We start from the raw sequence: 25947 nt of genomic DNA, 5'->3' as shown, positions 1-25947 counted from the left end.
CGCGACATTCACTGTGCGCCACCAAGATCTCGTGAAACCGCCTGCGCCGCATCGCGAACCTGGCCGACGAATCCGGGCCGGAACCGCAGCTGCCCGTCGCAGAGCTGATCGATCGGCCCGCTGATGCCGATGGCGCCCACCACCAGCCCGCCGCGCCCGCGCACCGGCGCGGCAATGCTCGCCTCCGCGGACCGGTACTCGCCGATATCCCCGGCCCACCCGGTCCGGCGCACCTCGGTCAGCGCCCGGCCCAGCACGGCCCGGTCCACGATGGTGCGGTGGGTGAAGGCGGGCAGCTCGCCCTCCCGCACGGTCGCCGACAGCTGCGAGTCGTAGGCCAGCAGCACCTTTCCCAAGGCGGTCGCGTGCGGCGGCAGCGTCGTCCCCACTTCCAGGGCCTGCTCGGTGTTGTCGGGCCGGAACACGTGGTGCACCACCGACACCCCGTTGCCCACCGGGGCGGCGATCCGCACCGACTCCCCGCTGCGCGCGGCGAGCGCGTCCGCCCGATTGATGGCACGCGATCGCAACTCATTGGCATCCAGATATCCCCCGCCGAGCTCATGGATGGCCGACCCCAGCTGATATTTCCCGCTGACCGGATCCTGCTCGACGAACCCCACCCCCTGCAGCGTCCGCAGAATGCCGTGCGCCGTCGGCTTGGCCAGTCCCAGGGCGGCCGCGATCTCCCCGACGCCGAGCCGCCCGGACCCGCGCGCGAGCAGCTGCAACATGGCGGCGGCGCGCTCGATCGACTGAATCGAACCCGGCATGCTCGTAACCTATCAGCAAACCGTTCGGCATTGTCGAACGCCTGCCCTGGAGTGGAACGCGATCACTTCGTAGCGTGGACGTCGGGCCCGGCCGCGACCGCGCTCACCAGGGCAAACGGACTCAATGACGAGGTTCCGGAAAGGATCGCGATGACGCAGTACGTCGGGGCCATTGATCAGGGCACGACCTCCACGCGCTTCATGGTTTTCGACCACGGCGGCAATGTGGTTGCCCGCCATCAGCTCGAACACGAGCAGATCATGCCGCAGGCCGGCTGGGTGGAACACAATCCGGACGAGATCTGGGAACGCGCGCGCACTGTGATCAAGAGCGCCCTCGCCGGGGCCCGCCTCACCGCCGCCGATCTGGCCGCGGTCGGCGTCACCAATCAGCGCGAGACCACCATTGTGTGGAACCGCCGCACCGGACGCCCCTATTACAACGCCATCGTCTGGCAGGACACCCGCACCGACCGCATCATCGCGGAGGTGGAGAAGGCCGGGCACGGCGATCTCATTCGCGAGAAGGCCGGTCTGCCGCCCGCCCCGTACTTCTCCGGCGGCAAGGTCAAGTGGATCCTCGACAATGTCCCGGGCGTGCGCGAGGACGCCGAGCAGGGCGACGCGCTCTTCGGAACCCCGGACTCCTGGATCATCTGGAACCTCACCGGCGGCACCCGCGGCGGCGTGCACATCACCGATCCGACCAATGCCTCGCGCACCATGCTCATGGACCTCGAAACCTTGGACTGGGACGAGGAGCTGCTGGCGGTCTTCGGAATTCCGCGCGCCATGCTGCCCGCCATCGCGCCGTCCTCCAATCCCGAGGGCTTCGGCATGACCAATCCCGACGGACCGTTCAAGGGCGCGGTCCCGATCGCCGGCGTGCTCGGCGATCAGCAGGCCGCCACCGTCGGCCAGGTGTGCTTCCGCCCCGGTGAGGCCAAGAACACTTACGGCACAGGGAATTTCCTGATGCTGAATACCGGTACAGAGATTGTGCACTCCAAGCACGGCCTGCTGACCACCGTCGCCTACCAGTTCGGCGACGACAAGCCGGTGTACGCCCTCGAAGGCTCCATCGCCGTCACCGGTTCGGCCGTGCAGTGGCTGCGCGATCAGCTCGGAATCATCTCCGGCGCATCGCAGATCGAGAATCTGGCCCGGCAGGTGCAGGACACCGGCGGCGTGTACTTCGTGCCCGCCTTCTCCGGCCTGTTCGCCCCGTACTGGCGGCCCGATGCCCGCGGTGCGATCGTGGGCCTGTCCCGGTACTCCAACAACGCCCACTTGGCCAGGGCCACACTGGAATCCATCTGCTACCAGACCCGCGACGTGGTCGAGGCCATGCAGCGCGATTCCGGGGTCAAGCTCGAAACCCTGCGCGTGGACGGCGGTGTCACCGCCAATGAACTGGCCATGCAGATCCAGGCCGACTTCCTCGGTGTCCCGGTCTCGCGCCCGGTGGTCGCGGAGACCACCGCGCTCGGCGCGGCCTACGCCGCCGGCCTGGCCGTCGGATTCTGGAACAACACAGACGAACTCGTCGCCAACTGGCACGAGGACAAGCGCTGGCAGCCCACCTGGGACGAGGCGAAGCGCGAACGCAAGTACGCCCGCTGGCTGAAAGCCGTTTCGCGCACCCTCGACTGGGTCGATATCGATGAAGACGACGAGTAGCGCTGCCCCCGATGACTCAAAACCCCGATAACAAGGAGCATTCCGTGTCCGCACAACTGGATCCCGCCTACCGCGCCCGGGCCATCGATGCGCTCGGCGACACCGAAATCGACGTTCTGGTCATCGGCGGTGGAGTGACCGGCGCGGGCGCCGCGCTGGACGCCGCCGCCCGCGGCCTGTCCGTCACCATGGTCGAGGCGCGCGACTTCGCCGCCGGCACCTCGAGCCGGTCCTCCAAGCTCATCCACGGCGGCCTGCGCTACCTGGAGATGCTCGACTTCATCCTGGTCCGTGAGGCTTTGAAGGAACGCGGCCTGCTGCTGAGCAAGCTGGCCCCGCACCTGGTGCACCCGGTGTCCTTCCTCATCCCGCTGCAGCACCGCGTCTGGGAGCGCGCCTACATCGGCGCCGGCGTGGCCCTCTACGACACCCTCGGCGGCGCGCGGGCGGTGCCCATGCACCGGCACATGTCCCGCACCAAGGCCCTGGAACTGGCTCCGGCGCTCAAGGACGACGCCATGACCGGCGCCATCCGCTACTACGACGCCCAGGTCGACGATGCCCGCCACACCATGATGCTGGCCCGCACCGCCGCCCAGCACGGCGCGACCGTGCTCACCCGCACCAAGGTCACCGGGCTCATCCGCGAGGGCGAGCGGGTCGTCGGCGCGAAGGTCGAGGACCTGGAAACCGGTCTGGAGCACACCATCCGGGCGCGCACCGTGATCAGCGCGACCGGCGTGTGGACCGACGACATGATCAAGATGACCGGCGTGGAGTTCCCGTTCCACGTGCGCATGTCCAAGGGCGTGCACATCATGGTTCCGCGCGAGCGCCTGGACATGGGCACCGGCCTGATCATGCGCACCGAGAAGTCCGTGCTGTTCGTGATCCCGTGGGCCGAGCACTGGATCATCGGCACCACCGACACCGACTGGACCCTGGACAAGAACCACCCGACGGCCAGCGCCGCGGATGTGCAGTACATCCTCGACCACGTCAATGCCGTGCTGCGCGAGCCGCTCACCCGCGCCGACATCGTCGGCACCTACGCGGGCCTGCGCCCGCTCATGACCGGTGCGTCCAAGCAGACCTCCAAGCTCTCCCGCGAGCACGCGGTCGCCGAGCCGGCCCCCGGTCTGTTCGTCATCGCGGGCGGCAAGTACACCACCTACCGGGTGATGGCCGCCGATGTGGTGGACGCCGCCGTCGAGACCCTCGGCAGCGACGCCCCGCGCTCGACCACCGAGAACCTGCCCATCCTGGGCGCGGTCGGCTACCAGGACATGCTCGCCGACCTGCCCGGCGTGGCCGCGCGCGCCGACCTCCCGGTCGAGGTCGTGGAACACCTGCTGGGCCGCTACGGCTCGCTGTCGGAGAACATCTTCGACCTCATTGCCGCGGTTCCCGCACTGCGCGAACCGATCCGGGGCGCCGAGGACTACATCGCCGCCGAGGCCGTCTACGCCGTCACCCACGAAGGCGCGCTGCACCTCGACGACATCCTCACCCGCCGCACCCGCATCTCCATCGAGGTGCCCGATCGCGGCCTGGAGGCGGCCGGCGAGATCGCCCGCCTCATCGCCCCGCACCTGGGCTGGGACGACGAGCGCACCAATGCGGAGATCAACCGCTACTACGACCGCGTGCACGCCGAACTCGCCGCCAATGAAGCCCGCGACGACGAGTCCGCCAATGCCGCGCGTCTAGTCGCCGCGCGCTGATCCGATCCGCGTACACAATTTCACAGGCGAACAGCGCCGCACCGGAATATTCCGGCGCGGCGCTGTCCGGCGTTTCCGGGAATCGAATAGTGCTGCACCTCCGGGCTTTTCGATAATGATTGCGGACTTGTGTCCGAAGCGCATTACCCCCTAGCGTGTTTCTACAGATTTGCTGGACAAAGGACCGTAAAGTCTTGTCCGGACTGGCAGCGACGCCGAACGGGAGGCGCATCGATGGACTTCAGCTCTATATTCGTCAGTGAGGCACTGGGTACCGGTGTCCTGATCCTGCTCGGCGCAGGCGTCGTAGCCAACGTATTGCTTTCGAAGTCGAAAGGCTTCGACGGAGGCTGGCTGCTCATTACTTTCGGCTGGGGTCTCGGCGTTTTCGCGGGCGTGTATGTCGCCTACAAGACGGGCGGTCATCTCAATCCCGCGGTCACCATCGGCATGCTGTTCAGTGGCGCATCGGAGTACGCACCGGGAATTCCGGTGAACTTCGTCAATACCGTCGCCTATATTTCCGCCCAGCTGGTGGGCGCCTTCCTCGGCGCGTGCGTCGCGTACCTGGCGTACAAGAAGCACTTCGACGAGGAACCCGACGAGGGCAAGAAGCTGGGCATCTTCTCCACCGGCCCGGCCATCCGCTCCTACTCCTGGAACTTCGTCACCGAGGTCATCGCCACTTTCGCCCTGGTCTTCGTGATCCTGGCCTTCGGCCACACCCCCAGCGGCCTCGGCCCGCTGGCCGCGGCCCTGCTGGTCGTCGGCATCGGCGCCTCCCTGGGCGGCCCGACCGGCTACGCCATCAACCCGGCCCGCGACCTCGGCCCCCGCATCGCCTACGCGCTGCTCCCGACCACCCGCTCGGCCAATGTGCTGCCCAAGCGCCTGCCCGCCGACGTCAACTCCGGCGGCGGCGCCCACTCGGTCGTCGACGAAAGCCCCGGCGCCCCGGTGTCCTCGACCCACAAGAATGCCGACTGGTCCTACTCCTGGGTCCCGGTCCTCGGCCCCCTCGTCGGCGGAGCCCTCGCCGGCCTGGTCGCCCAGCTCTACCTCTAGCCAATGTGAAACGACGCCGACCGGGAACTGATGGCGGGGGCTACCCGCGAAATGCCGCCACCAGTTCCCGGTGATCGTTTGTCCAGACCCTGGCTAGGCTGCGGGGAGGACTGACGGGAGGAGTCGCGTGGGCTGGACGCGGGGTATCGAGGTGCCGGATGGCGAGCGGTGGAACGGGAATATCCACTATCACCGGCTTCTGGTGGAGGCTGTGCCGACGGGGGGAGCCGTGCTCGATGTCGGGTGCGGTGAGGGGATGCTCGCTCGGCGGCTGCACGCGCGTGGTGCGCGGGTGACGGGGATCGATCTCGACGAGCCGGGTATCGAACAGGCCCGGAAGCAGTCGCCGGGTGGGGAGATCGAGTACGTGTGCGGGGATTTCCTGACCCACCCGTTCGAGCCGGAGTCGTTCGACGGAATCGTCTCGGTCGCGACGCTGCACCACATGGACGCGGCCGCCGGTCTGAAGCGAATGCGGGAATTGCTCCGTCCGGGCGGAACTTTGGCGGTCGTCGGCCTCGCCCGTGATGCGCTGCCCAGGGACCTGCCCTGGGCTCTCGCGGGCATCACGGGCTTCACGTGGTTTCGCTTGACCAAGACGAAGTGGGAGCACCCGTCACCGATCGTGTGGCCGCCTCCGGTGACCTACCGGGAGATGGCGGCCATCGCCCGAGACATCCTGCCCGGAGCCCGATTCCGCCGCCACGTGATGTGGCGGTATTCCCTCACCTGGACCAAGCCCCCGGTGTGAAACAACGCCGACCTAGGGAGTTGGCAACCGGGCTACTCGTGAAGCACCACCGCCGCGAACTACTGAACTAGTTTCGAATTCCCGGTACGATGGTGCCATGGCCACCCGAACCTTCCCGTTCTCCACGCTGATCAACAAGCAGACCAGCGTGTTCCCCGCGCTCGACGATGCTGATGTAATCCTCGAGCGGCGTGACGCGGAGAACCTGGTGCTGATGCGCTCCGAGCGATTCGAGGCCATGGTCAAGGGGTTGGGTCTCGCAGCTCGTTCACTGGCGATCGTCGCCAGAGCCAACCGCGAACTCGCCGAGGAGGTCTTCGCCGAGGAGCTGCCCTGGCTGACCTGGCTTCCACTGGAAGCCCGCCCCCAGTGCGTCAAAGAGCTCCTGGATCACTTGCTCGCCGGCGCGGAAACCGGTCTGCTGCTCCCATTCTCACGCGCACTGCGCGAATGGCAATCGACCGCCGAAATCTACTCCGATCCCGAGCTCACGCGACGGCTACGCGGACCATTCGATACGGCCGATGCGGTTGACGTCGAGCGTCCGGGTAGCGCCGATGGCTGACGGACTCGGGAGAGGAGATGAAGTCCGGAGACCGACTGGCTGGTCCACTCCGGTTCGACCTCGGCCGGGTCGTAGTGGAGGGCGGCGCACTGGAGCAGTGGCAATACGAGGTGACCGGCGGGGGCCGAATCTGGTACGCGATCGACGATGAGCGGCGAGTGCTGTATGCCTTGGCGGCTGCCGCAGGCCGACGGCAGCCCTCCAACTGGCGCGCGAATGTCGGTGGGGGTTGCTAGTTTTCGCGTCACATCAGTTGACGTGAGGCACGGAGCAGAGCATGACCAGCGGGGCGACCACTTATCTCGAACTGTCCGAGGACAGCGGGTCGGCACACAAGTTCTATGAAGTTGTGGTGGCGGGGACGGAGGTCACGATTCGGTATGGGCGGATCGGGGATGCGGGGCAGCGGACGGTGAGTTCGTTCGCCACGGTGGAGAAGGCGCGGGCGGCTGCGACCAAGAAGATCAATGAGAAGATTCGGAAGGGGTATGCGCCCGCGGTGATGGGGGCGCGGGGGAAGCGGCCGGTGACGCGGCGGGCCATTGTCAGTCAGCGGTCGACGGCGAAATCGGCGCCGGTGCTGTGGACCTTCGATTCGGGCGCGGCGGCGTTCGGGATCTTCGTGGACGAGCGGCGCTGCTGGGTGGGCAATGAGAGCGGTGATGTGTTCACGCTGACGCCCGGCGGTGAGGTGACGGGGCGATTCAAGCTGCCGGATGCCGTGAAGTGCATTGTGGCGGACGACTTCTGGATCTACGCCGGATGTGACGACGGCCGGGTGTACGACCTGTCGGGGAAGGTGCCGCGCGCGGCCTACGATATCGCGGCCAATGTCGACATCTACTGGCTGGATATTCACGACGGCATCCTCGGCGTCTCCGACCGGCAGGGCGGGCTGACGGTCATCGACCACGAGGAGGAATCGCTGTGGTCGCGGCGCAGCACCGGGAACTCCGGGTGGATGGTGCGCATCGACCGGGAAGGCGTGTACCACGGGCATTCCGACGGCGTCACCACATACGACCTGGCCAGCGGTGACCAGCGGTGGCAGGTGGGCACGAACGGCTCGGTGCTGTTCGGCTGGCAGGAGGCCGATGCGGTGTACGCGGGCACCAGCCACAATCAGGTACGGATGGTGGCCAAGAACGGGCAGTCCGAACGCACCTATCAATGCGATGCGGCCGTATTCTCCTGCGCCACGTCACCGGACGGGCGTTACGTCTTCGCCGGCGACAACTACTCCTCGGTGTACTGCTTCGACTCCTCGGGACAGCGACTGTGGAAGCTGGCCACCCGGTGCGGGTCGGCGTATTCCATGCAGTATCACGACGAGAAGCTGTACCTGGTCACCACCAATGGCACCCTGGCCTGCCTGGATGTCAGCGAGACGGCCATTCGCGACGCGGAGCAGGGTGTGCTGCCGCAGACGGTTTCGGTGAAGGCGCCGGAGATCTCCGCGGTAACCCCCAGTGCCACCGTGGAATTGGTGGCCGAGGCCGGTGACGGCATCGTGGTGGAATGCGTGCAGGAGGGGACCAACCTGCGCGTGCACGTCGTGTCCGCCGGTTACCGGAGCAACTGGAATGTCCAGTTCCCCCGCGAGATTCGCGAGGCGGGGGCGCGCTATGTGGTGGACGCGGTCGCCGAATCGGCCCGCGGCGGGTTCTACCGCGTCCGCGGCGATATCCGCCGTCTGGGCTGACGGCGGCGGTCAGGCGCCGAGACTGGAGAGCTCGCCGGGATTGGCGCCCAGCTGCACGAAGTGATCGTGATCGACCTCGACGAAAATCGCCCGGCCGGTCGCGATCACGGTGTCGCCATCGGTGAGCACCGCATCGATGAACAGTTTGCGGCCCTCCCGGGCGCTCAGCATGGAAGTTACGACGAATTCTCGATGCAACCGGGCCGGGGCCTTGAAGTCCACATCCAGCTTCACCGTGACCGCCGGCTGCTGCAGCGGGAACAGGATGGAGCCGCAGGCCTCGTCCAGGGCGGCGGCGACGATCCCGCCGTGCGCCACCCCCGGCGCCCCCTGATGCCGGTGATCCAGCATGAATGTGCCACGCACGAGGTCACCCCGCCGCACGAAGCTGATGAGCGGCGAGGCCGGGTTCGACGGGCCGCATCCGAAGCACCCGTGGTGGTGCGGCGGGAACGGACCGTCGGCGAACCGCTCGCCGAGCGGCAGCGCTGCCGCGGCGCGATCTTCCTCCATTCAAAAAAGTTAACCCAGATTCATCAGCAAAGCGAGTCACATCCCGTCATCCCGGCATGCTTTTGGCCGGGATCCACACCGGTGGATTCCGGCCAAGAACGCGCCGGAATGACGAGGACGGCCTTCCACCAGGAGTTCAGCTCTTGGTCGCGGCCTTACCACTCTTGGCCTTGCCGCTGCTCTTGCCGTTCTTGGCGTGGCCATTGGTGTTCTTCGCGGTCATGATCGAGCCCTCGCTCGTCTTGTCCCGCTCGCGATGCACCGCCTCGACGAGCAGCCCGGAGTCGTCCGCGTCGATGCGCACGGTGTCGCCCGGGGCCAGCGCGCCGTCGAGGATCTTCTTGGAGAGGTTGTTGTCCAGCTGCTTCTGCACCGTGCGGCGCAGCGGTCGGGCGCCGAATTCGGGCTGATACCCATTGTCCGCCAGCCAATCCATGGCCTGCTCCGACACATCGAGCTCGATGTCCTGAGCGCGCAGCCGCCGCCGCGTGCCGTCGAGCACCAGGTCGACGATCTCGCGCAGCTGCGACTTGTCCAGCCGGTGGAAGACGATCTGCTCGTCGAGCCGGTTGAGGAACTCCGGCCGGAAGTGCTTGCGCAGCCGCTCCTCCAGCTGCGGCGTAATCGAGTCCAGGTCACCGTCTTTCGCGGACAGGATGAGATCGGAGCCGATATTGCTGGTGAGGATGACAATGGTGTTCTTGAAATCCACGGTGCGACCCTTGGAATCGGTGACCCGGCCGTCGTCGAGCAGTTGCAGCAGCACATTGAACACATCCGGATGCGCCTTCTCGACCTCGTCGAACAGGATCACCGAATACGGCTGGCGGCGCACCTTGTCGGTGAGCTGCGCGGCATCGTCGTAGCCGACGTATCCGGGCGGCGCGCCCACCAGCCGCGACACCGTGTGCTTCTCCTGGAATTCGCTCATATCGAAGCGAATGAGCCGGTCCTCGTCCCCGAATACCGCCTGCGCCAAGGCTTTCGCCAGCTCGGTCTTGCCGACGCCGGTCGGTCCCAGGAACAGGAACGAGCCGATGGGCCGATCCGGATCCTTCAGCCCGGCGCGGGCGCGGCGCACCGCCTCGGCGACCGCCACAATGGCCTCCTCCTGCCCGATGACGCGCTTGTGCAGCACCTCTTCGAGTCTCAGCAGCTTCTGCCGCTCCTCCACGGTGAGATCCGCGACGGGAATGCCGGTCTGCCGCGACACCACCTCGGCGATATCGGTGACCGTCACCTCCTGCACCTCCACCGGTGCGTCGTCGGCCGCGGACTTCTGCTCCGCCTTGGCGATCTCGGCTTTGAGCTCGTTCGCCTTCTCGTAGTCCTCGGAGGCGACCGCGGCGTCCTTCTCCCGCCGCAGCCGCGCCAGCTTCTCCTCCTGCTCGCGCTCCTTCGGATCCGGTGTGCGGGTGCGCAGCCGCACGCGCGCACCGGCCTGATCCACCAGATCGATGGCCTTGTCCGGCATGAACCGGTCGGTGAGATAGCGATCGGACAGCTCGGCCGCCGCGATGAGCGCCTCGTCGTCGTAGCGCACCTGATGGTGCTCCTCGTACACATCGACCAGTCCGCGCAGGATCTCGATGGTGTCGGCCACCGACGGCTCGGACACCATGACCGGCTGGAAGCGGCGCTCCAGGGCCGCGTCCTTCTCGATGTACTTGCGATATTCGTCGATGGTGGTGGCGCCGATGGCGTGCAGTTCACCGCGCGCCAGTGCGGGTTTGAGCATATTGCCCGCGTCCATGGACCCCTCGCCGCCACCGCCCGCGCCGACGATGGTGTGCAGTTCGTCGATGAACACCACCAGTTCGTCCGAATGCGCGCGCACCTCGTCGAGCACCTTGGTCAGCCGCTCCTCGAATTCGCCGCGGTACTTGCTGCCCGCCACCATCGAACTCACGTCCAGCGCGATGACCCGCCGATCGGCCAGCGTCGCGGGCACGTCCCCATTGACGATGCGCTGCGCCAGGCCCTCCACGATGGCCGTCTTGCCGACGCCCGGATCGCCGATGAGCACCGGATTGTTCTTGCGCCGCCGCGACAGGATCTCGACGGTCTGCTCGATCTCCTGCGCCCGCCCGACCACCGGATCGACCTTGCCCGCCCGCGCCTCCGCGGTGAGATCGCGCCCGTATTCGTCGAGCGTGGGCGTATCGCTGGGCTCCTTGTGGCCGGGCGCGGCCGGTAGTTTCGCCCCCGACAGCGCCTGCGCGGCCGCGGTCTCCGGATTGCCGGCGATGCCGAGCAGGATGTGCTCGGGCCCGATGTAGCTGCTGCCCGCCTCGGCGGCGCTGCGCTGGGCATTGCGCAGCGCGACCTTCGCCGCCGGGCTCAGCGCCAGCGCGTGCCCGCCCCCGTGCGCGCCGATCCCGCTGCCGGCCGCGGCCCGCATCTGCTCGCGCAGTTCCTCGGGGTCCCGGCCGATTTCGGCGATGATGCTCGCGGCCGGTTCCACCTCCGCGGCCGCGTAGAGCAGGTGCTCGGGGGTGATCTCCGCACTCCCCCAGTCATGGGCGGCCTGCCGGGCGCTGTCCACGATCTGCTTCGCGCTCTCACTCAGCAAACGACTCAGATCGATGCGCTGCACCGGCGGCTGCGCCGCCATACCGGATCCGAAGAATCGCTGGAAGATATCGTCGAAGGAGTCGAACGAACCCCTGGAACTGGGCCAACCCTGAGTCATAAGCACCTCGCGGCGTCAGGCGGCGCGCCGAATCCCAGTCGTGATCAATAAGGCATCGACGCGACAGCAAACGAATGGCGAACTCTCTGCCCACAGTAGTAGCCTCAGGCCCGACGGCAACCCGCCGTGATGAGTTTGTTTCGACTCTCTGGTCCGTCAGGAGCAACCCGATGACCACGATCCACGACGAGCTCGACGCGCATGCCACAGCGGTGGCCGACCAGGTCGTCGGGTGGCGGCATCACCTGCACCAGCATCCGGAACTGTCCAATCGCGAGGTGAATACCGCGGCCCTGATCGCGGATCATCTGCGGTCCCTGCGGCTCGACGAGGTGCGCACCGGTATTGCCGGGCACGGGGTGGTCGGGGTGCTGCGCGGTGGGCAGCCCGGTGATCGGGTCATCGCGCTGCGCGCCGATATCGACGCCCTCCCCGTGCCCGATCTGTGCGGGGTCGACTTCGCATCGCAGGTCACCGACCAGGACTATCCCGGCGGGCCGTTCCCCGTCTCGCACGCCTGCGGTCACGACTGCCACACCTCGATGCTCATGGGCGCGGCGACCGTTCTCGCCGCGGTGCGCGAACAGCTGCCCGGCACCGTGGTTTTCGTCTTCCAGCCCGCCGAGGAGGGGCCGCCGGTCGGCGAAAAGGGCGGGGCCGCAGCGATGCTCGCCGAGGGCGCGCTCGACGATCCCGCGCCGACCATGGTGTTCGGCTTCCACGTGGTCCCACTTCCCAAGGGCTGGATCGGATATCGCGCCGGGGTGCAGTTCAGCGCGTCCTGTCTGGTGAAGATCACCATCACCGGTCAGCAGGTGCACGGGTCCACCCCGTGGATGGGCATCGATCCCATGCCCGCCGCCGGCGCCGTGCTCACCGGTATCGGCCAGCTCTACCGCCAGGTGTCGGCCTACGACCCGGTGACGGTGACCATCGGGCACGTCGAGGACGTGGGGCGGTTCAATATCATCGGCCAGACGGTGACGCTGTGGGGCACCATTCGCGCGGCGGTCGAGGCGGACATGCCCGAGGTGCAGAAGCGCCTGGAGACCCTGGCCGCGCATACCGCGCAGGCCTACAACTGTTCGGCCACCGTGGAATTCATGCAGGATGTGCCCGCGGTGCACAATGAGCAGTCGTGGATCGACGCCGGTCTGCCGACCTTCCGGCGGGTGGCGGGCGCCGACAAGGTGATTCCCGCGCCGCCGACGCTCGGCTACGACGACATCTCGGAGATGGTCAACAAGTACGGCGGTCTCTACGTCATGCTCGGCGTGCAGGATGTGCAGATCAGCGCGAGCGGAACGCCGTCACCGATGCCGGGCGGGCGCGGTATCGCCATGAACCACAACCCGCACTTCTACGCCGACGACGGCACTCTGGTCACGGGCGTGCGGCTGCACGCGCAGGTGGCCTACAACTATCTCAGCGGCGCGCTGAGTCCCGCTCGTCAATAGGCGCCGACGGGGGAGAACGGCGCGTAGTCGCGGACGTGGCCCTCGATCCAATCCCACAGCGATTTGGGGTCGACGGGCACACCGCGCTGCAGGACCAGGCGCCAGCCGTCCGGTCGCTTCTCCCAGATGTCGCCGTCGCGATCGACATAGAAGCCGACGTCCTCCGGCTCGGCTCCGGCCGCACCGAATCCAGCGGGAAATTGGTGCATCACGCCACCACCCTTCTCAATCTTGCTTCCATCCAGAAGTATCCGACTCCGCTCTTCCGGCTCACTTCCGATCGAGTTGTGCTGCGGCGTAACACTGTTAGCATTGCGAACATATTCGCTTATCATAAGAAAAAACTAAGTCCGGCCCCTGGCCGTAACTATTCGACAACTCTTTGGCAACCTTTTGGCATCTCAGGGTTTATGCGAGATAGTGCTCTTCTTGCGGCGAACGTCCAGTTTGCTTTCGGTTCGAGGAGGGCAGCCATGCGAGGACCTGAGGTCCGGGTGCTCGGCCCCCTGTACATGTCGCTGGACGGCCGCGAAATTCCGCTCGGAACTCCCATGCAGCGCGCCGTACTCGGTCGCCTCATCGTCGCCCACGGCCAGGTCGTCAGCACCGAACGCCTGATCGAGGACCTGTGGTGCGGGCAACCGCCGCCCAAGGCCGCCTCGGTGCTGCAGGTGCACATCCACACGCTGCGCCGGCTGTTCGAACCGGATCGGGCGCGGCGCGCGCCCTCTCGGTGCATAGTGTCCGAATCGTCCGGTTACGCCCTGAAGATACCCGAGAGTTCCATCGATGCCTGGCATTTCGAGGAGCAGCTGCGAAACTATCGGGAACTGATCAGCAAATCCCAGGTCCGGCCCGAAGCGACGGCCCGCAACACCATGCTGGACTCCGTCCTCACACACTGGCACGGGCCCGCCCTGGAAGCCTTCGCGGACACCGAATGGGCTGTCGCGGAGGCCGATCGGCTCACCGATCTGCACCTGACCGCCGTGGAACTCAAGGCCCAGGCCGAACTCGAATTGGGCCGCGCCGGGGAGGTGGTCATCGCACTGCGCGGGCTGTTCGACGAATATCCGGGACGCGAGGAATTGGTACGGCTGCTCGCGGTGGCGCAATACCAGCTCGGGCAGCAGCTGGAGGCGCTCAACACAATTCGGCGCTCCCGGGAATTCCTGGGCGCCGAATTCGGGATCGATCCCGCGCCCGCGGTGCGGCATCTGGAGACCGCGATACTCACGCACTCGACCGATCTGACCCCGCCGGGCGGGCTGCCCCCGCTGCCGGTGGAATCACGGCTGCTGGTGCGCGACCGCCCCGCGCCGACCTGGTCGCTGACCGCCATGCTGCCCGGCATCGTGGACGAGAGCCGGGCCGTGGTGCTGCCGGGCGGCGGTTTCGACCCGACGGCCGAAACACCCTGCGCCACCGGCTATACCGCCGAATTGTCGGAGCTGCTCACCATTGCCGAGAGCGCCCGCGGCCGGCGGCTGCGGCTGGTGTGGGTGGCCGGCGAGGCCGGGATCGGCAAGACCACGCTCGCCGAAACCGCGCTCGCCGCCTTGGCAGCGACCGGTTGGACGGTGGCGACCGGCAACTGCCCGGAGGTCGACGGCGCACCGGCGGCCTGGGCGTGGTCGGAGATACTGGCCGACCTCGACGCGCTCACCTCCGCCGCCGAAGCCCTCGGCGCCGACGACGCCTTCACCATGTCCCGGACCCTCGCGCAGCGATGTAAGCGCGCGGCCGCCACCGAACCCGTGGCGATCCTGCTCGAGAACGTGCACCGCGCCGACACCGCCACGCTGCAGGTGCTGCGCCAGCTCACCACCTGGCTGCGCGAGGACCCGGTGCTCATCGTGGTCACGCTGCGCCGCTCGCAGGCCGGGCCGGGGGTGCACACCACCGCGGCCGCGCTGGCGCGGCATACCGTCGCCTGGTTCGATCTCACCGGGCTGGATCCGGCCGGGACCAGGCGGGCCGCCCGGGCCGCCGGGCTGCGCGTGCTCGGCGACGACCTGCTCGCCAAGCTGCACGAACGGACCGGCGGCCACCCGCTGTTCATTCGCGAGCTGGCGAAACTCATGGCCGCCCAGGGTGATTCGGATGAGATTCCGGAATCCATCCGCGAGCTCATCGAGGAGCGCATCGCGCGGCTGCCCGCCGGGGTCGCCGACGTGCTGCGGCACATCTCGATCTGGGGCGAGGGCCTCGACCTGGCCATTCTGGGCCTGGCCACCGGAATTGCGGAAGACACCCTCATCGACCTGATCGCCGCCGCCGAGGCCGCCGGTCTGGTCGCCACCGGCCACACCGGTCGCATCGCCTTCGCGCACGCCCTGATCCGTGAGGCCGTCCATCTCGGCATCCCCGCGCTGCGCCGCGGCCGGATGCACTGGGCCGCACTGGAACTGCTGGAATCGCTGGCCGACTCCCATCCCGCGGTGGCGCGCGATCCGGATATCCTGGCCCACCACGCCATCCTCGGCGCCAGCCCCGAGACCGCCGCGCATGCCATCGAATACGTGCGCGCGGCCGCCGCCGTCCACGCGAACCACCGCGAGCGCACCGAAACCGTGCGCCTGTGCCGAGCCGCCGTCGAACTCCACGAACTGGCCGGCCACGCCGCCGCGCACGCCGACCGCCCCGACCGCATCGCGCTGCTGGACGCCCGCTGCGCCCTGGTCACCGCCCTCGCCTACGCCAACCGGCACCACGAGGCCCGCATCGAACGCGCCCGCGCCCTCACCCTGGCCACCCGCCTCGACTCCCCCGACCTCATCGCCCGCGCCCTCACCTGCTGGCGCGCCCCGGTCATCTTCGCGATCCGGGAGTGGACCGCCCCCGATCACCGCCTGCGCCACGCCCTTTCCCACGCCCTGGCCCGCTACGGGGTCCCTGCGCCGTGGCACGATCCGGGAGCCCCGGGTCCCGCCGCGCCCATACCCGCCACCGCCGCCGTTCCGCCGAATGCTGTTCCGCCCACCTCGTGGATCTCGCTTCCGCCACCGGAGTTCCCGCCGCCCGGAGATGCTGCCGCGCGAACGCGGTCCCCCTGGTCGCACAGCCCGGGGGCGGCCGACAGGACCGCCGGAGGGGGCGGTGAAATCGCAGCCGACCGCAGTTCACCTGTGGCCGAGAACGGTTTGCTCACCGCCGAGGGCGGTTCGAACACGAGCGCGGGCCCCTCGACCGGCGGTGCAGGCGGTGGGGTCGCGGGGAGAGATGCCGAACCGGAGGGGCGGCAGGGGGCGGAGATGCTGGTGCGGTTGCTGGTCGCGGCGACATTCGAGGCCGGGTTCGAGGAGTACGAGGGGGCGGGACGGGCGCTGGCGCGGCGGGCGCTGGCGGTGGCGCGGGAGGTCGGGGAGCCGGAGTTGGTGTGCGCGGCCGTCAATGCGCTGACATATCTGGAGTTCGATTTCGGGACGGAGTTCGGGCGGCTCGCGGCCGAACTGGAGCGGGCGGCGTCGGTGGGCGGGCTGGCCGAGTATCGGGCGCTGGCGCACTACCTGGGGTATCGGGCGGCGGTGGCGCACGCGGATCTGCGGGCGGCGGGGCGGCGGGCGGCGCACGCGGTGGAGTGCGCCGATGAGGGGCAGTTGCAGCCATTGCTGGATCTGGTGAGCTGTTTCGCGGCGACGATGGAATTGCTGCGGGGCGACGTCGATCTGGCGGAGCGGTTGTATGCGCGGTTCGGGGAGCGGATGACGCGGTCCGGGACGGCCAACCAGGATGAGGCGAAGGTGTTCTGCGCGCTCGCGATCGGATGGGCGCGGGGGGATTTGTCCGGGCTGGTGGGGCGATTGGCCGAAAACTACGCGGCCTTGCCGGACGCGTTCGGTCCGGCCTATGCGCTCGCGCTGCTGCACGCGGGCGAAACCGAGCGGGCGCGGAAGGTATTCGAGGCGGCGGATCCGGTGGCGAGTTGCCCGTATCCGGTGTGGATGTCGGCCATGCTGGCGCGGGTGGCGGTGGCATTCGGGGCGGGCGCGACGATTCGGGAACTGTACGAATACCTTTCGCCGCATACCGGGACGCTCATCGGCATCGAGACCGGCATGACCGCATTCGGCCCGATGGACACCGTATTGGCGGAGCTGGCCGAAGCGCTCGGCGATACCGCCGCGGCGGACGCGCATCGCGCGCGGGCACAGCGGCTGATTGATCGCATTCGGAAGGAACTTCCCGATACCGGAAAGTCACTGCTGCGGGCCGCCTAGGTCGGCAACCAGCGGAAATTCCGGAATCGAGGGTTTCAGCCCGGGGGTTTCGGCGCGACATTGCGGGCATATGACAGAAGCCGGTGACCCATGATCACCGGCTCCGGCCGAAATTCACCTGCTCCGCGTTTTGCCGCGCTATTTCTTCGCCCGCTGGTACGCGTCGACGATCTCGGCCGGGATGCGGCCGCGCGAGGAAACCTGGTGGCCCTGCGCCCGCGCCCATTCCCGGATGGCGGTGCTCTCCTCGCGGTCCACGGCCGGGCGGGTACGGCCGCCGGCCACCTTGCGCTTGGAACGGCCCACCTTGCGGGCCTTCTCCGTCCAGGGCTCGAGAGACTCCCGCAGCTTGCCGGCGTTCTTGATCGACAGGTCGATCTCGTAGTCCATCCCGTCGATCGAGAAATAGACGGTCTCGTCGGCCTTCGATTGACCGTCGTAGTCGTCAACCAGAGTTACGGTGACTTTCTTTGCCATGGACTGCCCTTCCACGTAGGTTGCCGCTTTTCGCCGAAATGCTAATGCCGTGGGATGCAGGTTTCAAACCAGGCGCGTTTGGAATTCCACGAGATCAGACAATTCTGCTATTACCGCAGAGACCGACCGGTCTTCAGCGCACGCGGAATGCGGTCAACCGCCACCCGGAAGGTCCCCGCACAATGTGCGCGGCCAGCGCGAAATGCCGCGCGCCACGGTCGTATCCGGCGCAAACTTCGGCGGCCGCGGGCCCCGACATGATCACATCCACCCTGGTGAGGACCGCGACCCCGAGCTCGAGCCCGGGCACCAGACGCGCGTTCACCACCGTGCGCACCGCCTCGACCACGGTCGATACCGCGAGCGGGCGCAACTGCACCACGGAACGGCGCCCGTCGAGCACCTCCAGCGCCACCCGCACCACCGCTGTTGCGAATTGCCTTGCCGCAGCGTCGACTTCGACGGAGTGGCAGGATTTCGCAGGGTGCGAAGCCCGGATTATCCGTTGTAGACCAATCGTTCCCGGCCGCCGGGAAACCGCATTCGAGGTGACGCTATTGCGACACGACGGCGATGGCGGCGCCTGCTCCGCCCGGCCGCCGGGACACGGGCGCAGCGGTGGTTCCGACTCCGGTGCGGGCCGCAGGAATCCACCCTCGAATGCCATCGCAGCTCCCCTCGACGCGAGCAGTCGACCCATAACGGCCGGGGCGACCGCTCCTCGGCAACGTGATGGTGTCAGCCTGGCACGCGGATGCACGCGGGTAGACCACTGCGCGAACTTCGCGCACCCGGCCCCCAGCGTGTCGCGTTCGGGACGCCGGCCTCCGGCCGACGCGGGTCAGACCCGCTGCAGGGCCTCCGCCGCGCGCACCGGCCGCAGCGTCCGGCTCAGATTGGCGCGCATGGTGGTAGCCGCGTCGAGCACGTAGTTCTGCCGCACCCGCCACGGTCGCCGATCGCCCTGGCGCGGGAACGCCGCGATCGAGCGCTGAATGTAGCCCGAGGCCAGATCCAGCAGCGGCCGCTCGTCCAGGGCGCGATCCGGCCGCGGCGCCACCGCGGCGTAGCCATTGCGGTCCATGTACCCGAGCACCCGGCAGACCAGTCGCGAGCTGAGATCGGCGCGCAGCGTCCAGGACGCATTGGTGTAGCCGATGCACACCGCGAAATTGGGGATGCCGGTGATCATGGTGCCCTGCCAGACGAATTCCTCGCTCAGGCGCACGGGCGCGCCGTCGACGGTCAGCTCGATGCCGCCGAAGGCGAGCAGTTGCAATCCGGTGGCGGTGACGACGATGTCCGCCGCCAGCACCTTGCCGGACTTCAAGCGGATGCCCTCCGGCACAAAGGTTTCGATGTGATCGGTGACCACCTCGGCCTTGCCCTTGCGCATGGCCTTGAAGAAATCCGCGTCCGGCGCCGCGCACAGCCGCTGGTCCCACGGATCGTAATCCGGGGTGAAATGCTCGGCCACCAGCGCCGGATCCTTCAGGATGCGGGTGGTGAGCCCGGTGAGCATCTTGCGCGCGGATTCCGGGCGCCGCCGGCAGTACTGGTAGAAGCCCACATTGAACAGGATGTTCTTGGTGCGGATCACCGTGTGCGCCAGTTCCGCCGGCAGCAGCTCGCGAATCCGGTCGGCGAGCCTGTCGCGGCCGGGGACGGCGGAGATCCAGGTGGGGCTGCGCTGCAGCATGGTCACCCGCTCGGCCTGTTCGGCCATGGCGGGCACCAGCGTCACCGCGGTCGCGCCGCTGCCGATGATCACGACCTTCTTGCCGGCGTAATCCAGGTCCTCCGGCCAGAATTGCGGGTGCACGACCGTGCCGGTGAACTCGTCGAGGCCCGGAAACTCCGGTTCGTAGCCGTGCTCGTAGTCGTAGTAGCCCGAGCACGAGTAGAGGAACCCACAGGTCAGCGTCCGCTCCTCGACGCCGTCCGGGGTGCGCACCGCGAGCGTGAGCGTCCACCGGGCCGCGGCGCTGTCCCATTCCGCCGCAATGACTCTGGTCCCGTAGCGGATATGCCGGTCGATGCCGTTCTCGGTCGCCGTCTCGGTGATGTACCGCAGGATCGACGGCCCGTCGGCAATGGATTTGGCATCGCGCCACGGCTTGAACGGATAACCGAGGGTGAACATGTCCGAGTCCGAGCGAATGCCGGGATACCGGAACAGATCCCAGGTGCCGCCGAGTGCGTCGCGCGCCTCGAGAATCGCGTAGCCGCGGCCCGGATGTTCGGTGTGCAGACGGTAGGCCGCGCCGATGCCGGAGAGCCCGGCTCCGACGATCACGACATCGAGGTGTTCGGCGCTGACGGGAGTCGCGGAGCTCATGATCTCCAGTCTCGGCCGGTCACGGGCCCCATTCTTGACTCTGCGCGACAAGTATTTGATCCTGGACGACATGTCGGTGATCCGGTCCGCGGGCCTGCGCGGCTTCCGCGCCACGGTGGCCGAACTGGGCGGCAATGCCGAGGAGTTCGCCGCCGCCTGCGGGCTGCCCATCGCCGCCCTCGACGCCGATGATCTGCTCGTTCCCGATCACGCGGTGGGCGCGGTGCTCGAGCTCGCCGCGCATCGGCTGCACTGCCCGGATCTGGGCCTGCGCACCTCCCTGCGCCAGGATCTGGCCATGCTCGGGTCACTCGCGCTCGCCATTCGCAATTCGCCGACCCTGGCGCACGTCTTGGAGTGCACCTCCCGCTACCTGTTCGTGCACGCCCGCGCGCTGAGCCTGACCATGGTGCCGGATCCGTACGGGGATCGCGGCGTGATCGCCCTGCGATACGGCGTCACCGCGCCCGGTGAGCCGACACCGGTGCAGGGCACCGATCTCGGATTGGCGTTCGTGCATCACACCATTCAGCAGCTGGCCGAGGAGCGGTACGGGCTGCGCTCGGTCGAGCTGCCGTACCGGCCCGCCGCGCCCATTCGGGTGTACGAGGAATTCTTCGGCGCGCCAGTGCGAATCGAACGCCCGGCCGCCCTGCTGCGGGTGCCGAGCGCGCTGGCCACCCGCCCGCTGTCCGGCGGGGACGAGAACCTGCACCGGCTCGCCATGGCCTTCCTGGCGCAGCAGTCCGGCGGCGCGGCCCAGGCCCTCGCGCCGCGGGTGCGGGCCACGCTGCAGAAGCTGCTGGGCACCACCGCGCCCGAAATCGGCGCCGTGGCACGCCTTCTCACCGTCCATCCGCGCACCCTGCAACGCCGGCTGGCCGCCGAGGGCACCTCCTTCGCCACCCTGCTCGACGAGGTGCGCCGTGGGGAGGCGCATCGCTATCTGACCACCACCGATATGCCCATGAGTCAGGTGGCCTCGCTCCTCGGACTCGCGGAACAGTCTGTTTTCACTCGCTGCTGTCAGCGCTGGTGGGGCACAACGCCCTCCGCCGTTCGTAAAGGCGGCTGATCCGATACAGCCCTCCCCACAAGGAGTTTGCGGGTTGCCCGCGTGTCGATCCGGGCGTGTATTCGATCATGGGAGCAGGATGGGCGTGGTGATAGCCGAATGCCCCTCCTGCAGTTGGCCCTCTCCGACGGCCGTGTCCTCGCACCGCTCCGTGCAGTACATGCGATGTGTGTGCGGGCAATGGCTGATCACCCTGCACGGCAAGGTCGTCGGCGCGGCCGGGGGCAGTACCTTCAGCGGCACCGACCCGCTGGCGCAGATCGCCGGGGTGCGCGATTAGCCCGGTGCGCGGTTAGCGCTGCGCCCGATCAGTTCGCCGGCACGAAGATCCGCACGGCCTCGATGCGCGTGCCGTGATCGGCGAAATCCAGCTGGGCGATGCCGCGGCCCTTGCCGGTCTCCACGCTCGCGGTGACATGGCGGCCCGCCGCGATGGGCTTGCGCCAGCGCAGGCCCTTGGCGCGGGTGGTGAAGTCCTCCAGTGACATCGGATCGCCGGTCGCCCAGCGCAATTGCGGGACCGGCGCGAGCCCCGCGCGGGCGGTCGAGACCTCGCCGCGCCCGACCGCGTCCAGCAGCCGCCCCGCCGCCGCCTTGCCCGCCGCGCCGACCCCGCGCATGCCCTGCATGAATCCGACTGCGCCGCCGACGCCTTGATTGCCGAGCAGCTGCGGACCCAGCTTGGCCCCGGCCAGCAGCCCCTGCGCGCCGGAGCCCAGCAGCTGCCCGATCATGCCGGGCAGCTCCCAATGCGCCCGCAGCGCACCGATTCTCAGCGCGCCGTCCACCTCGGCCAGGTCGTAGCGCAGATGCATGGGCACCCGCAGGGTGACCCCGGTGGACATGGTGGTGGCGATGGTCAGATCCCGGAACACCGTCATGCCGCACACCACGTCCGCGTCCACCTCGAACGCGATGCCATTGGGCGCGATGAAGGTGTCGTAGAACCGGTCGATGGCGGCCCGCCCGATATGCGGCCGCGAGCCGACCGGATCCTCGACGCTGCCGTGCTCGGCGAACAAGCCCACCCACGCCGCCTTGTCGTGCACGCCCACCGCGCGCGGGGAGGCTTCGACGGTCGCCAGCAGTTCGGCGGCGGTGGGATGCGCGGGCACGGTGACCTCCAGGTGGTGAAGCGAGCGCGCGCGATGTTACCGGCTACTTCACGCCGATGGGCTTACCGAAGAAGGATGCGAAGGTCTCGCCGAAGGTGGACGCCAGCAGGGCGGTGCCATTCGGATCCAGGGCCAGCCAGCCCGCATCGGTGATCGAGCAGCCCTGTTGCGCCGGAACGCCTTCGAGGCGATCGCGCATCCAGAGCATGGCCGGGCCGGCGCCGGAGATCTCGGTGGCGACGTGCTCGCCGAAATGCTCGCGCGTGTATTGCACGCTCGCCGACGGGTTTCGGCAGTAGGTGTCGACGAGAGTGTTGACCTGCCCGACCGGGATGATCTCGTCCGGATTGGCATTCCAGATGTACATGGGCATATCCGGGACCGCCTTGCCCATACGGGTCTTGTCGATCACGTCGACCACGGCCGGATGCCGCATGGGGTCGCCGGGGACGCGCAGCATGCCCTTCAGATTCAGGAACGGCAGCAGCGAGGAGACGTACTGGACGCACAGACCGCTCTGCACGAAGGACAGGCCCTTGCCCAGTAGGTCCATGTTCTCGTTCACGAAGCGCGCGAAGTCCGGGTATTCGCGGGTGAGGCCGTTGACCGCGGCGAGCACCAGACCGGAGGTGGCCTGGCCGTTGGCGACATTCAGGACGACGCCCAGATCGGCGGGCACACCGCCTTCGGCCGCGGCGACGATATTCAGTTCCGGGGCGTAGGACTGCTTCAGCTCCGCCGCGTGACCGGTGACGATCGCGCCGCCCGAATAGCCGTACATGCCGATCCGGGTGTTCTCGGCGAGGCGCAGGGGCTCGAAGGCGGTGGCGGCGCGAATGCCGTCGAGGGTGATGCGGCCGCCCAGCGGACCGGCGGCATAGGCATTGTCGAGGCCCTGGTGATCCGGAATCACCACGCCCCAACCCTGTTGGAGCGCGCCCTGCGAGATGATGAATTCGGCGGGCACCACGATCTGGCCCACGAAGGAGGCGACCGACCACTGCTGCACCGCGTAGGACGGCGCACAGTATCCGGCCAGCGAGTCCTCCGCGATCTGCATGGAGACCAGCTTGTCCGGGGCCGACCCGCGCGGCTTGAGCACGGTGGCCACCGCCGGGATGGCCTCGTCGCGGCTGTTGTTCGAGCGATAGGACAGCTGCCAGGCGTCCACATTGAGCGGGATCAGGCCGAAGTTGGCGACACTCACCTGCCGGGCGGCGATGATCTCGCCGGGGGCCTTGCTCGCCACCAGGTCGGCGGGCGGGTTGTAGAAGGCCGGGTCCAGTTCCTGCGGCACCGGGATCGGGGCCGCGGGCCGCACCGGGACCGGCTCGTCCGCGCTCGCCGCGGACGGCAGCAGGGCCGTCGTCGCCATCATCGCCATCGCAGTCGCTGCGATTCCGGACCGCAGCACGGCCTTCCAGCGCGCCGTATTCCGCCTCATCAAGTCCCCGTGCCCTCCGCATCAATGTGAGACCACTGCGTCTCACACGGTCCGCAGACTATTGCACGACAGTGACCTGGATCGCAATAGCCGGATTGCCGCGCCGGTAGCTTCGACTACGTGTCCCGGTATCCACGCGTCGTCGCCGCGGTCGCGGCCCTGGTGCTGCTGATCGCCGGCCTCGGGTTCGCGGGCCTGCCGGTCTTCGTGCACCCGCAACTCGATCCGCTGCGCCCGGCCGATGCCATCGTGGTGCTGGGCGGCACGGCCTACGAGCGATTCGATCTCGGGCTGGATCTGGCGCGGCGCGGGCTCGCGCCGGAATTGATGATCTCGCGATCCACCGGTGCGGACGATCACGTCATGGATCGATACTGCGCGGGGGATTTCGACTTCGCGGTCTCGTGTTTCGTCCCGGATCCGTGGACCACCCAGGGCGAGGCTCGCGAAATCGGGCGGCGGGCGAAAGCCCGGGGCTGGCGTCACCTCATCGTGGTGACGAATACGCCGCATGTATCCCGCGCACGATACATCGTGGGACGGTGCTTCGACGGGGAATTGACGATGGTCGCGAGCCCCAGCGATTCGGGTCTCGCGTACTGGGCATGGATGTATGTAAGGCAGTCCGCCGGTTACCTGCGGGCGTTTCTGCAACCCGGATGCTGAAGCCGAAAGTTGGGCACCATAAACGCAATTGAGGGTTAGGATGAGCGCGGGCAAGGGTAGCGCGTCTGTCTCGGGGGTGGATGCGGGTGCGGAAGGATTTCCGGTGCGTATCGACGACCTGAGTGCCGTACGGGACACCGATCTCGTGGCCGACGTGTGCATAATCGGCTCCGGTCCGGCGGGGCTGACCATCGCCACCGAACTGGCGGGTAGCCGACTACGCGTTCTGGTGCTCGAGAGCGGGGGGCTCGAACTCGCGCCGGACACCGAGGAACTCAATGATATCGACAATGTCGGCGCACCCCGCGCGATGCCATACAGCAACGCGCGCAACAGAATTCTGGGCGGCAGCTCGCAGACCTGGAGCGGGCGGTGCGCACCGCTGGACGAGCTGGACTATGCCGTGCGGGACTGGGTGCCGTCCTCGGGCTGGCCCATCGGGTATGCCACGGTGGAGCCGTATCTGAACAGGGCCGCAACGCATTTGGGGCTCGGGTACGGCGGTGGGTATACCGGCGACCGGTTCTGGGAACTGGCCGGTCGGACGCCGCCGGTCCAGGACCTGGACCGGCGCTGGCTGCGGCCGTACTTCTGGCAGATCAGCAAGGATCCGGCGGATCCATTCGACAGCAAACGCTTCGGCGCGCATGTCGCCGGAATAACCGCGGACAATGTCCGAATTATTGTCAATGCCACCGTGACCCATATCGATACGAATCCACAGGGAACACATGTGGAATCATTGCGGCTCGTCGATGCGGAAGGCAGACCCCGGCTCGCCAGGTCGGCGCGAATTGTCCTGGCCACCGGCGGAATAGAAAACGCGCGCCTATTGCTGGCCTCGAATCGAATCGCGCCCGCCGGTGTCGGAAATCGCCACGATGTGGTCGGCCGCTACCTGCTCGACCACCGTTGCGGCGTCGTGGGCACCCTCGACCCGCTGACCTCAGCCGAAGCGCGCGACCGGTTCGGCAAATACGTAGTCAAATCCCGCACCGGAAAACACACCTTCCTGCACGGCGTGGCCCTCTCCCCCGAACTACAAGCAGCCGAGGGACTTCTCAACTGCGCCTTGTGGATTCAAGAAGTCCCCGCCCACGACGACCCCTGGGAAGCGGTCAAGAACCTGCTGCGCGGCCACCTCACCGCACGCGACGCCCGCACCGTGGTCACCAATCCCGGCCTGCTCCTCTCCGGCGCCAAGCGCCGCCTCATCGACCACACCGGCCTCCCCCGCAAGCTCGAGCACGTCGAACTCCGCTGCATGGTCGAACAGGCCCCCCACCCCGACAGCCGAATCACCCTGAGCGACAAGGTCGATCGCCTGGGCATCCCCCTCGCCCGCGTCGACTGGAAACTCAGCCCCCTCGAGGACGCCACCGTCCGCCGCGCCGCCGCCCTCGTCGCCGGCGAATTCGCCCGCCTCGGCTTCACCCCACCCGAACTCCACGAATGGGTCCGCGAAGCCAGCCCCCTCCCCGCCCACCTCACCGACTGGGCCCACCCCACCGGCTCCACCCGCATGTCCACCGACCCCCGCACCGGCGTCGTGGACCCCGACTGCCGAGTCCACGACATCGACAACCTCTACATAGCCGGCAGCTCCGTCTTCCCCACCAACGGCCACGCCAACCCCACCCTCACCATCGTCGCCCTGGCCGTCCGCCTGGCAGACCACCTGCGCCACTGA

General features: G+C 68.0%; 22 protein-coding genes. 13 read left to right on the top strand and 9 right to left on the bottom strand.

What is annotated here, in order from left to right; all coding sequences use genetic code 11:
• Nucleotides 1-8: 8 nt before the first annotated feature.
• Nucleotides 9-773, bottom strand: coding sequence for an IclR family transcriptional regulator (locus ACFVIV_RS30290; protein ID WP_379202160.1), 765 nt, complete (start codon nucleotides 771-773; stop codon nucleotides 9-11).
• Between the two features lie 150 nt (nucleotides 774-923).
• Between ACFVIV_RS30290 and glpK the strand changes: the two genes are divergently transcribed.
• The 7 genes from glpK to ACFVIV_RS30255 all read left to right on the top strand — a co-directional run bounded on the left by glpK (nucleotide 924) and on the right by ACFVIV_RS30255 (nucleotide 8260).
• Nucleotides 924-2453, top strand: a complete 1530-nt coding sequence (gene glpK / locus ACFVIV_RS30285; protein ID WP_379202158.1) for a glycerol kinase GlpK — start codon at nucleotides 924-926, stop codon at nucleotides 2451-2453.
• A gap of 11 nt (nucleotides 2454-2464) precedes the next feature.
• Entirely contained in the window at nucleotides 2465-4177 is a 1713-nt protein-coding gene (gene glpD, locus ACFVIV_RS30280; protein WP_379202156.1) for a glycerol-3-phosphate dehydrogenase, read from the top strand.
• Between the two features lie 234 nt (nucleotides 4178-4411).
• Nucleotides 4412-5242 carry an MIP/aquaporin family protein gene (locus tag ACFVIV_RS30275; RefSeq protein WP_379202154.1) on the top strand — a complete coding sequence of 277 codons (831 nt, stop codon included), beginning with the start codon at nucleotides 4412-4414 and terminating at the stop codon, nucleotides 5240-5242.
• Between the two features lie 127 nt (nucleotides 5243-5369).
• Entirely contained in the window at nucleotides 5370-5993 is a 624-nt protein-coding gene (locus ACFVIV_RS30270) for a class I SAM-dependent methyltransferase (protein WP_379202152.1), read from the top strand.
• 97 nt (nucleotides 5994-6090) lie between these two features.
• Nucleotides 6091-6558 (top strand): hypothetical protein, encoded by a 468-nt coding sequence (locus ACFVIV_RS30265; RefSeq protein ID WP_379202150.1) that lies wholly within the window; start codon nucleotides 6091-6093, stop codon nucleotides 6556-6558.
• Nucleotides 6559-6575: 17 nt separating this feature from the next.
• Nucleotides 6576-6794, top strand: coding sequence for a hypothetical protein (locus ACFVIV_RS30260; RefSeq protein ID WP_379202148.1), 219 nt, complete (start codon nucleotides 6576-6578; stop codon nucleotides 6792-6794).
• Nucleotides 6795-6835: 41 nt separating this feature from the next.
• Entirely contained in the window at nucleotides 6836-8260 is a 1425-nt protein-coding gene (locus ACFVIV_RS30255; protein ID WP_379202146.1) for a WGR domain-containing protein, read from the top strand.
• A 9-nt stretch (nucleotides 8261-8269) separates the two neighbouring features.
• Here the strand turns inward: ACFVIV_RS30255 and ACFVIV_RS30250 are convergent, their stop codons facing one another.
• Both ACFVIV_RS30250 and ACFVIV_RS30245 read right to left on the bottom strand, forming a co-directional pair.
• Nucleotides 8270-8773, bottom strand: coding sequence for a PaaI family thioesterase (locus tag ACFVIV_RS30250; RefSeq protein ID WP_379202145.1), 504 nt, complete (start codon nucleotides 8771-8773; stop codon nucleotides 8270-8272).
• A 136-nt stretch (nucleotides 8774-8909) separates the two neighbouring features.
• Nucleotides 8910-11465 carry an ATP-dependent Clp protease ATP-binding subunit gene (locus tag ACFVIV_RS30245; RefSeq protein ID WP_379202143.1) on the bottom strand — a complete coding sequence of 852 codons (2556 nt, stop codon included), beginning with the start codon at nucleotides 11463-11465 and terminating at the stop codon, nucleotides 8910-8912.
• Between the two features lie 170 nt (nucleotides 11466-11635).
• Here ACFVIV_RS30245 and ACFVIV_RS30240 point away from each other — a divergent pair, with 170 nt between their 5' ends.
• Nucleotides 11636-12922, top strand: coding sequence for a M20 family metallopeptidase (locus ACFVIV_RS30240; RefSeq protein WP_379202141.1), 1287 nt, complete (start codon nucleotides 11636-11638; stop codon nucleotides 12920-12922).
• Here the strand turns inward: ACFVIV_RS30240 and ACFVIV_RS30235 are convergent.
• Nucleotides 12916-13134: a hypothetical protein gene (locus ACFVIV_RS30235; protein WP_379202139.1), complete on the bottom strand. Its 219-nt coding sequence runs from the start codon at nucleotides 13132-13134 to the stop codon at nucleotides 12916-12918. The two genes, ACFVIV_RS30240 and ACFVIV_RS30235, sit on opposite strands and share 7 nt — an antisense overlap.
• 261 nt (nucleotides 13135-13395) lie before the next feature.
• Here ACFVIV_RS30235 and ACFVIV_RS30230 point away from each other — a divergent pair, with 261 nt between their 5' ends.
• Nucleotides 13396-17142: a BTAD domain-containing putative transcriptional regulator gene (locus ACFVIV_RS30230; RefSeq protein ID WP_379202137.1), complete on the top strand. Its 3747-nt coding sequence runs from the start codon at nucleotides 13396-13398 to the stop codon at nucleotides 17140-17142.
• Between the two features lie 138 nt (nucleotides 17143-17280).
• Here ACFVIV_RS30230 and ACFVIV_RS30225 read toward each other — a convergent pair whose 3' ends face one another.
• From ACFVIV_RS30225 to ACFVIV_RS30215, 3 genes are all read right to left on the bottom strand, one after another.
• Entirely contained in the window at nucleotides 17281-17619 is a 339-nt protein-coding gene (locus tag ACFVIV_RS30225; protein WP_379202135.1) for an Lsr2 family protein, read from the bottom strand.
• A gap of 133 nt (nucleotides 17620-17752) precedes the next feature.
• Nucleotides 17753-18286 carry an Rv3235 family protein gene (locus tag ACFVIV_RS30220; protein ID WP_379202133.1) on the bottom strand — a complete coding sequence of 178 codons (534 nt, stop codon included), beginning with the start codon at nucleotides 18284-18286 and terminating at the stop codon, nucleotides 17753-17755.
• 174 nt (nucleotides 18287-18460) lie between these two features.
• The gene (locus ACFVIV_RS30215) at nucleotides 18461-19957 is read right to left on the bottom strand and encodes a flavin-containing monooxygenase (protein WP_379202132.1); all 1497 of its coding nucleotides are present in this window, start codon (nucleotides 19955-19957) and stop codon (nucleotides 18461-18463) included.
• A gap of 34 nt (nucleotides 19958-19991) precedes the next feature.
• Here ACFVIV_RS30215 and ACFVIV_RS30210 point away from each other — a divergent pair, with 34 nt between their 5' ends.
• The gene (locus ACFVIV_RS30210; RefSeq protein WP_379202130.1) at nucleotides 19992-21032 is read left to right on the top strand and encodes an AraC family transcriptional regulator; all 1041 of its coding nucleotides are present in this window, start codon (nucleotides 19992-19994) and stop codon (nucleotides 21030-21032) included.
• Nucleotides 21033-21183: 151 nt separating this feature from the next.
• Nucleotides 21184-21312, top strand: a complete 129-nt coding sequence (locus ACFVIV_RS30205) for a hypothetical protein (protein WP_379202128.1) — start codon at nucleotides 21184-21186, stop codon at nucleotides 21310-21312.
• A 28-nt stretch (nucleotides 21313-21340) separates the two neighbouring features.
• Here ACFVIV_RS30205 and ACFVIV_RS30200 read toward each other — a convergent pair whose 3' ends face one another.
• Together ACFVIV_RS30200 and ACFVIV_RS30195 are read right to left on the bottom strand one after the other, a co-directional pair.
• Nucleotides 21341-22147, bottom strand: coding sequence for a nuclear transport factor 2 family protein (locus ACFVIV_RS30200; RefSeq protein ID WP_379202126.1), 807 nt, complete (start codon nucleotides 22145-22147; stop codon nucleotides 21341-21343).
• Between the two features lie 43 nt (nucleotides 22148-22190).
• Nucleotides 22191-23591, bottom strand: a complete 1401-nt coding sequence (locus ACFVIV_RS30195) for a lipase family protein (protein WP_379202124.1) — start codon at nucleotides 23589-23591, stop codon at nucleotides 22191-22193.
• 120 nt (nucleotides 23592-23711) lie between these two features.
• Between ACFVIV_RS30195 and ACFVIV_RS30190 the strand changes: the two genes are divergently transcribed.
• Complete coding sequence (locus ACFVIV_RS30190; protein WP_379202122.1) at nucleotides 23712-24257, top strand: YdcF family protein; 546 nt, start codon at nucleotides 23712-23714, stop codon at nucleotides 24255-24257.
• A gap of 103 nt (nucleotides 24258-24360) precedes the next feature.
• A complete protein-coding gene (locus ACFVIV_RS30185) occupies nucleotides 24361-25947 on the top strand; it encodes a GMC oxidoreductase (protein ID WP_379202120.1) in 1587 nt (528 codons plus the stop codon).

The sequence above is a fragment of the Nocardia sp. NPDC127526 genome (assembly GCF_042672265.1).
GTDB lineage: Bacteria > Actinomycetota > Actinomycetes > Mycobacteriales > Mycobacteriaceae > Nocardia.
The sequence above is the reverse complement of the archived record's forward strand: the minus strand, read 5'-3'. Positions and strand labels throughout refer to the sequence as shown.

Coding starts and splice junctions, on each gene's coding strand:
- ACFVIV_RS30290 (WP_379202160.1), bottom strand. CDS start 773: ATGCCGGGTTCGATTCAGTCGATCGAGCGCGCCGCCGCCATGTTGCAG.
- glpK (WP_379202158.1), top strand. CDS start 924: ATGACGCAGTACGTCGGGGCCATTGATCAGGGCACGACCTCCACGCGC.
- glpD (WP_379202156.1), top strand. CDS start 2,465: ATGACTCAAAACCCCGATAACAAGGAGCATTCCGTGTCCGCACAACTG.
- ACFVIV_RS30275 (WP_379202154.1), top strand. CDS start 4,412: ATGGACTTCAGCTCTATATTCGTCAGTGAGGCACTGGGTACCGGTGTC.
- ACFVIV_RS30265 (WP_379202150.1), top strand. CDS start 6,091: ATGGCCACCCGAACCTTCCCGTTCTCCACGCTGATCAACAAGCAGACC.
- ACFVIV_RS30260 (WP_379202148.1), top strand. CDS start 6,576: ATGAAGTCCGGAGACCGACTGGCTGGTCCACTCCGGTTCGACCTCGGC.
- ACFVIV_RS30255 (WP_379202146.1), top strand. CDS start 6,836: ATGACCAGCGGGGCGACCACTTATCTCGAACTGTCCGAGGACAGCGGG.
- ACFVIV_RS30250 (WP_379202145.1), bottom strand. CDS start 8,773: ATGGAGGAAGATCGCGCCGCGGCAGCGCTGCCGCTCGGCGAGCGGTTC.
- ACFVIV_RS30245 (WP_379202143.1), bottom strand. CDS start 11,465: ATGACTCAGGGTTGGCCCAGTTCCAGGGGTTCGTTCGACTCCTTCGAC.
- ACFVIV_RS30240 (WP_379202141.1), top strand. CDS start 11,636: ATGACCACGATCCACGACGAGCTCGACGCGCATGCCACAGCGGTGGCC.
- ACFVIV_RS30230 (WP_379202137.1), top strand. CDS start 13,396: ATGCGAGGACCTGAGGTCCGGGTGCTCGGCCCCCTGTACATGTCGCTG.
- ACFVIV_RS30225 (WP_379202135.1), bottom strand. CDS start 17,619: ATGGCAAAGAAAGTCACCGTAACTCTGGTTGACGACTACGACGGTCAA.
- ACFVIV_RS30220 (WP_379202133.1), bottom strand. CDS start 18,286: ATGGCATTCGAGGGTGGATTCCTGCGGCCCGCACCGGAGTCGGAACCA.
- ACFVIV_RS30215 (WP_379202132.1), bottom strand. CDS start 19,957: ATGAGCTCCGCGACTCCCGTCAGCGCCGAACACCTCGATGTCGTGATC.
- ACFVIV_RS30195 (WP_379202124.1), bottom strand. CDS start 23,591: ATGAGGCGGAATACGGCGCGCTGGAAGGCCGTGCTGCGGTCCGGAATC.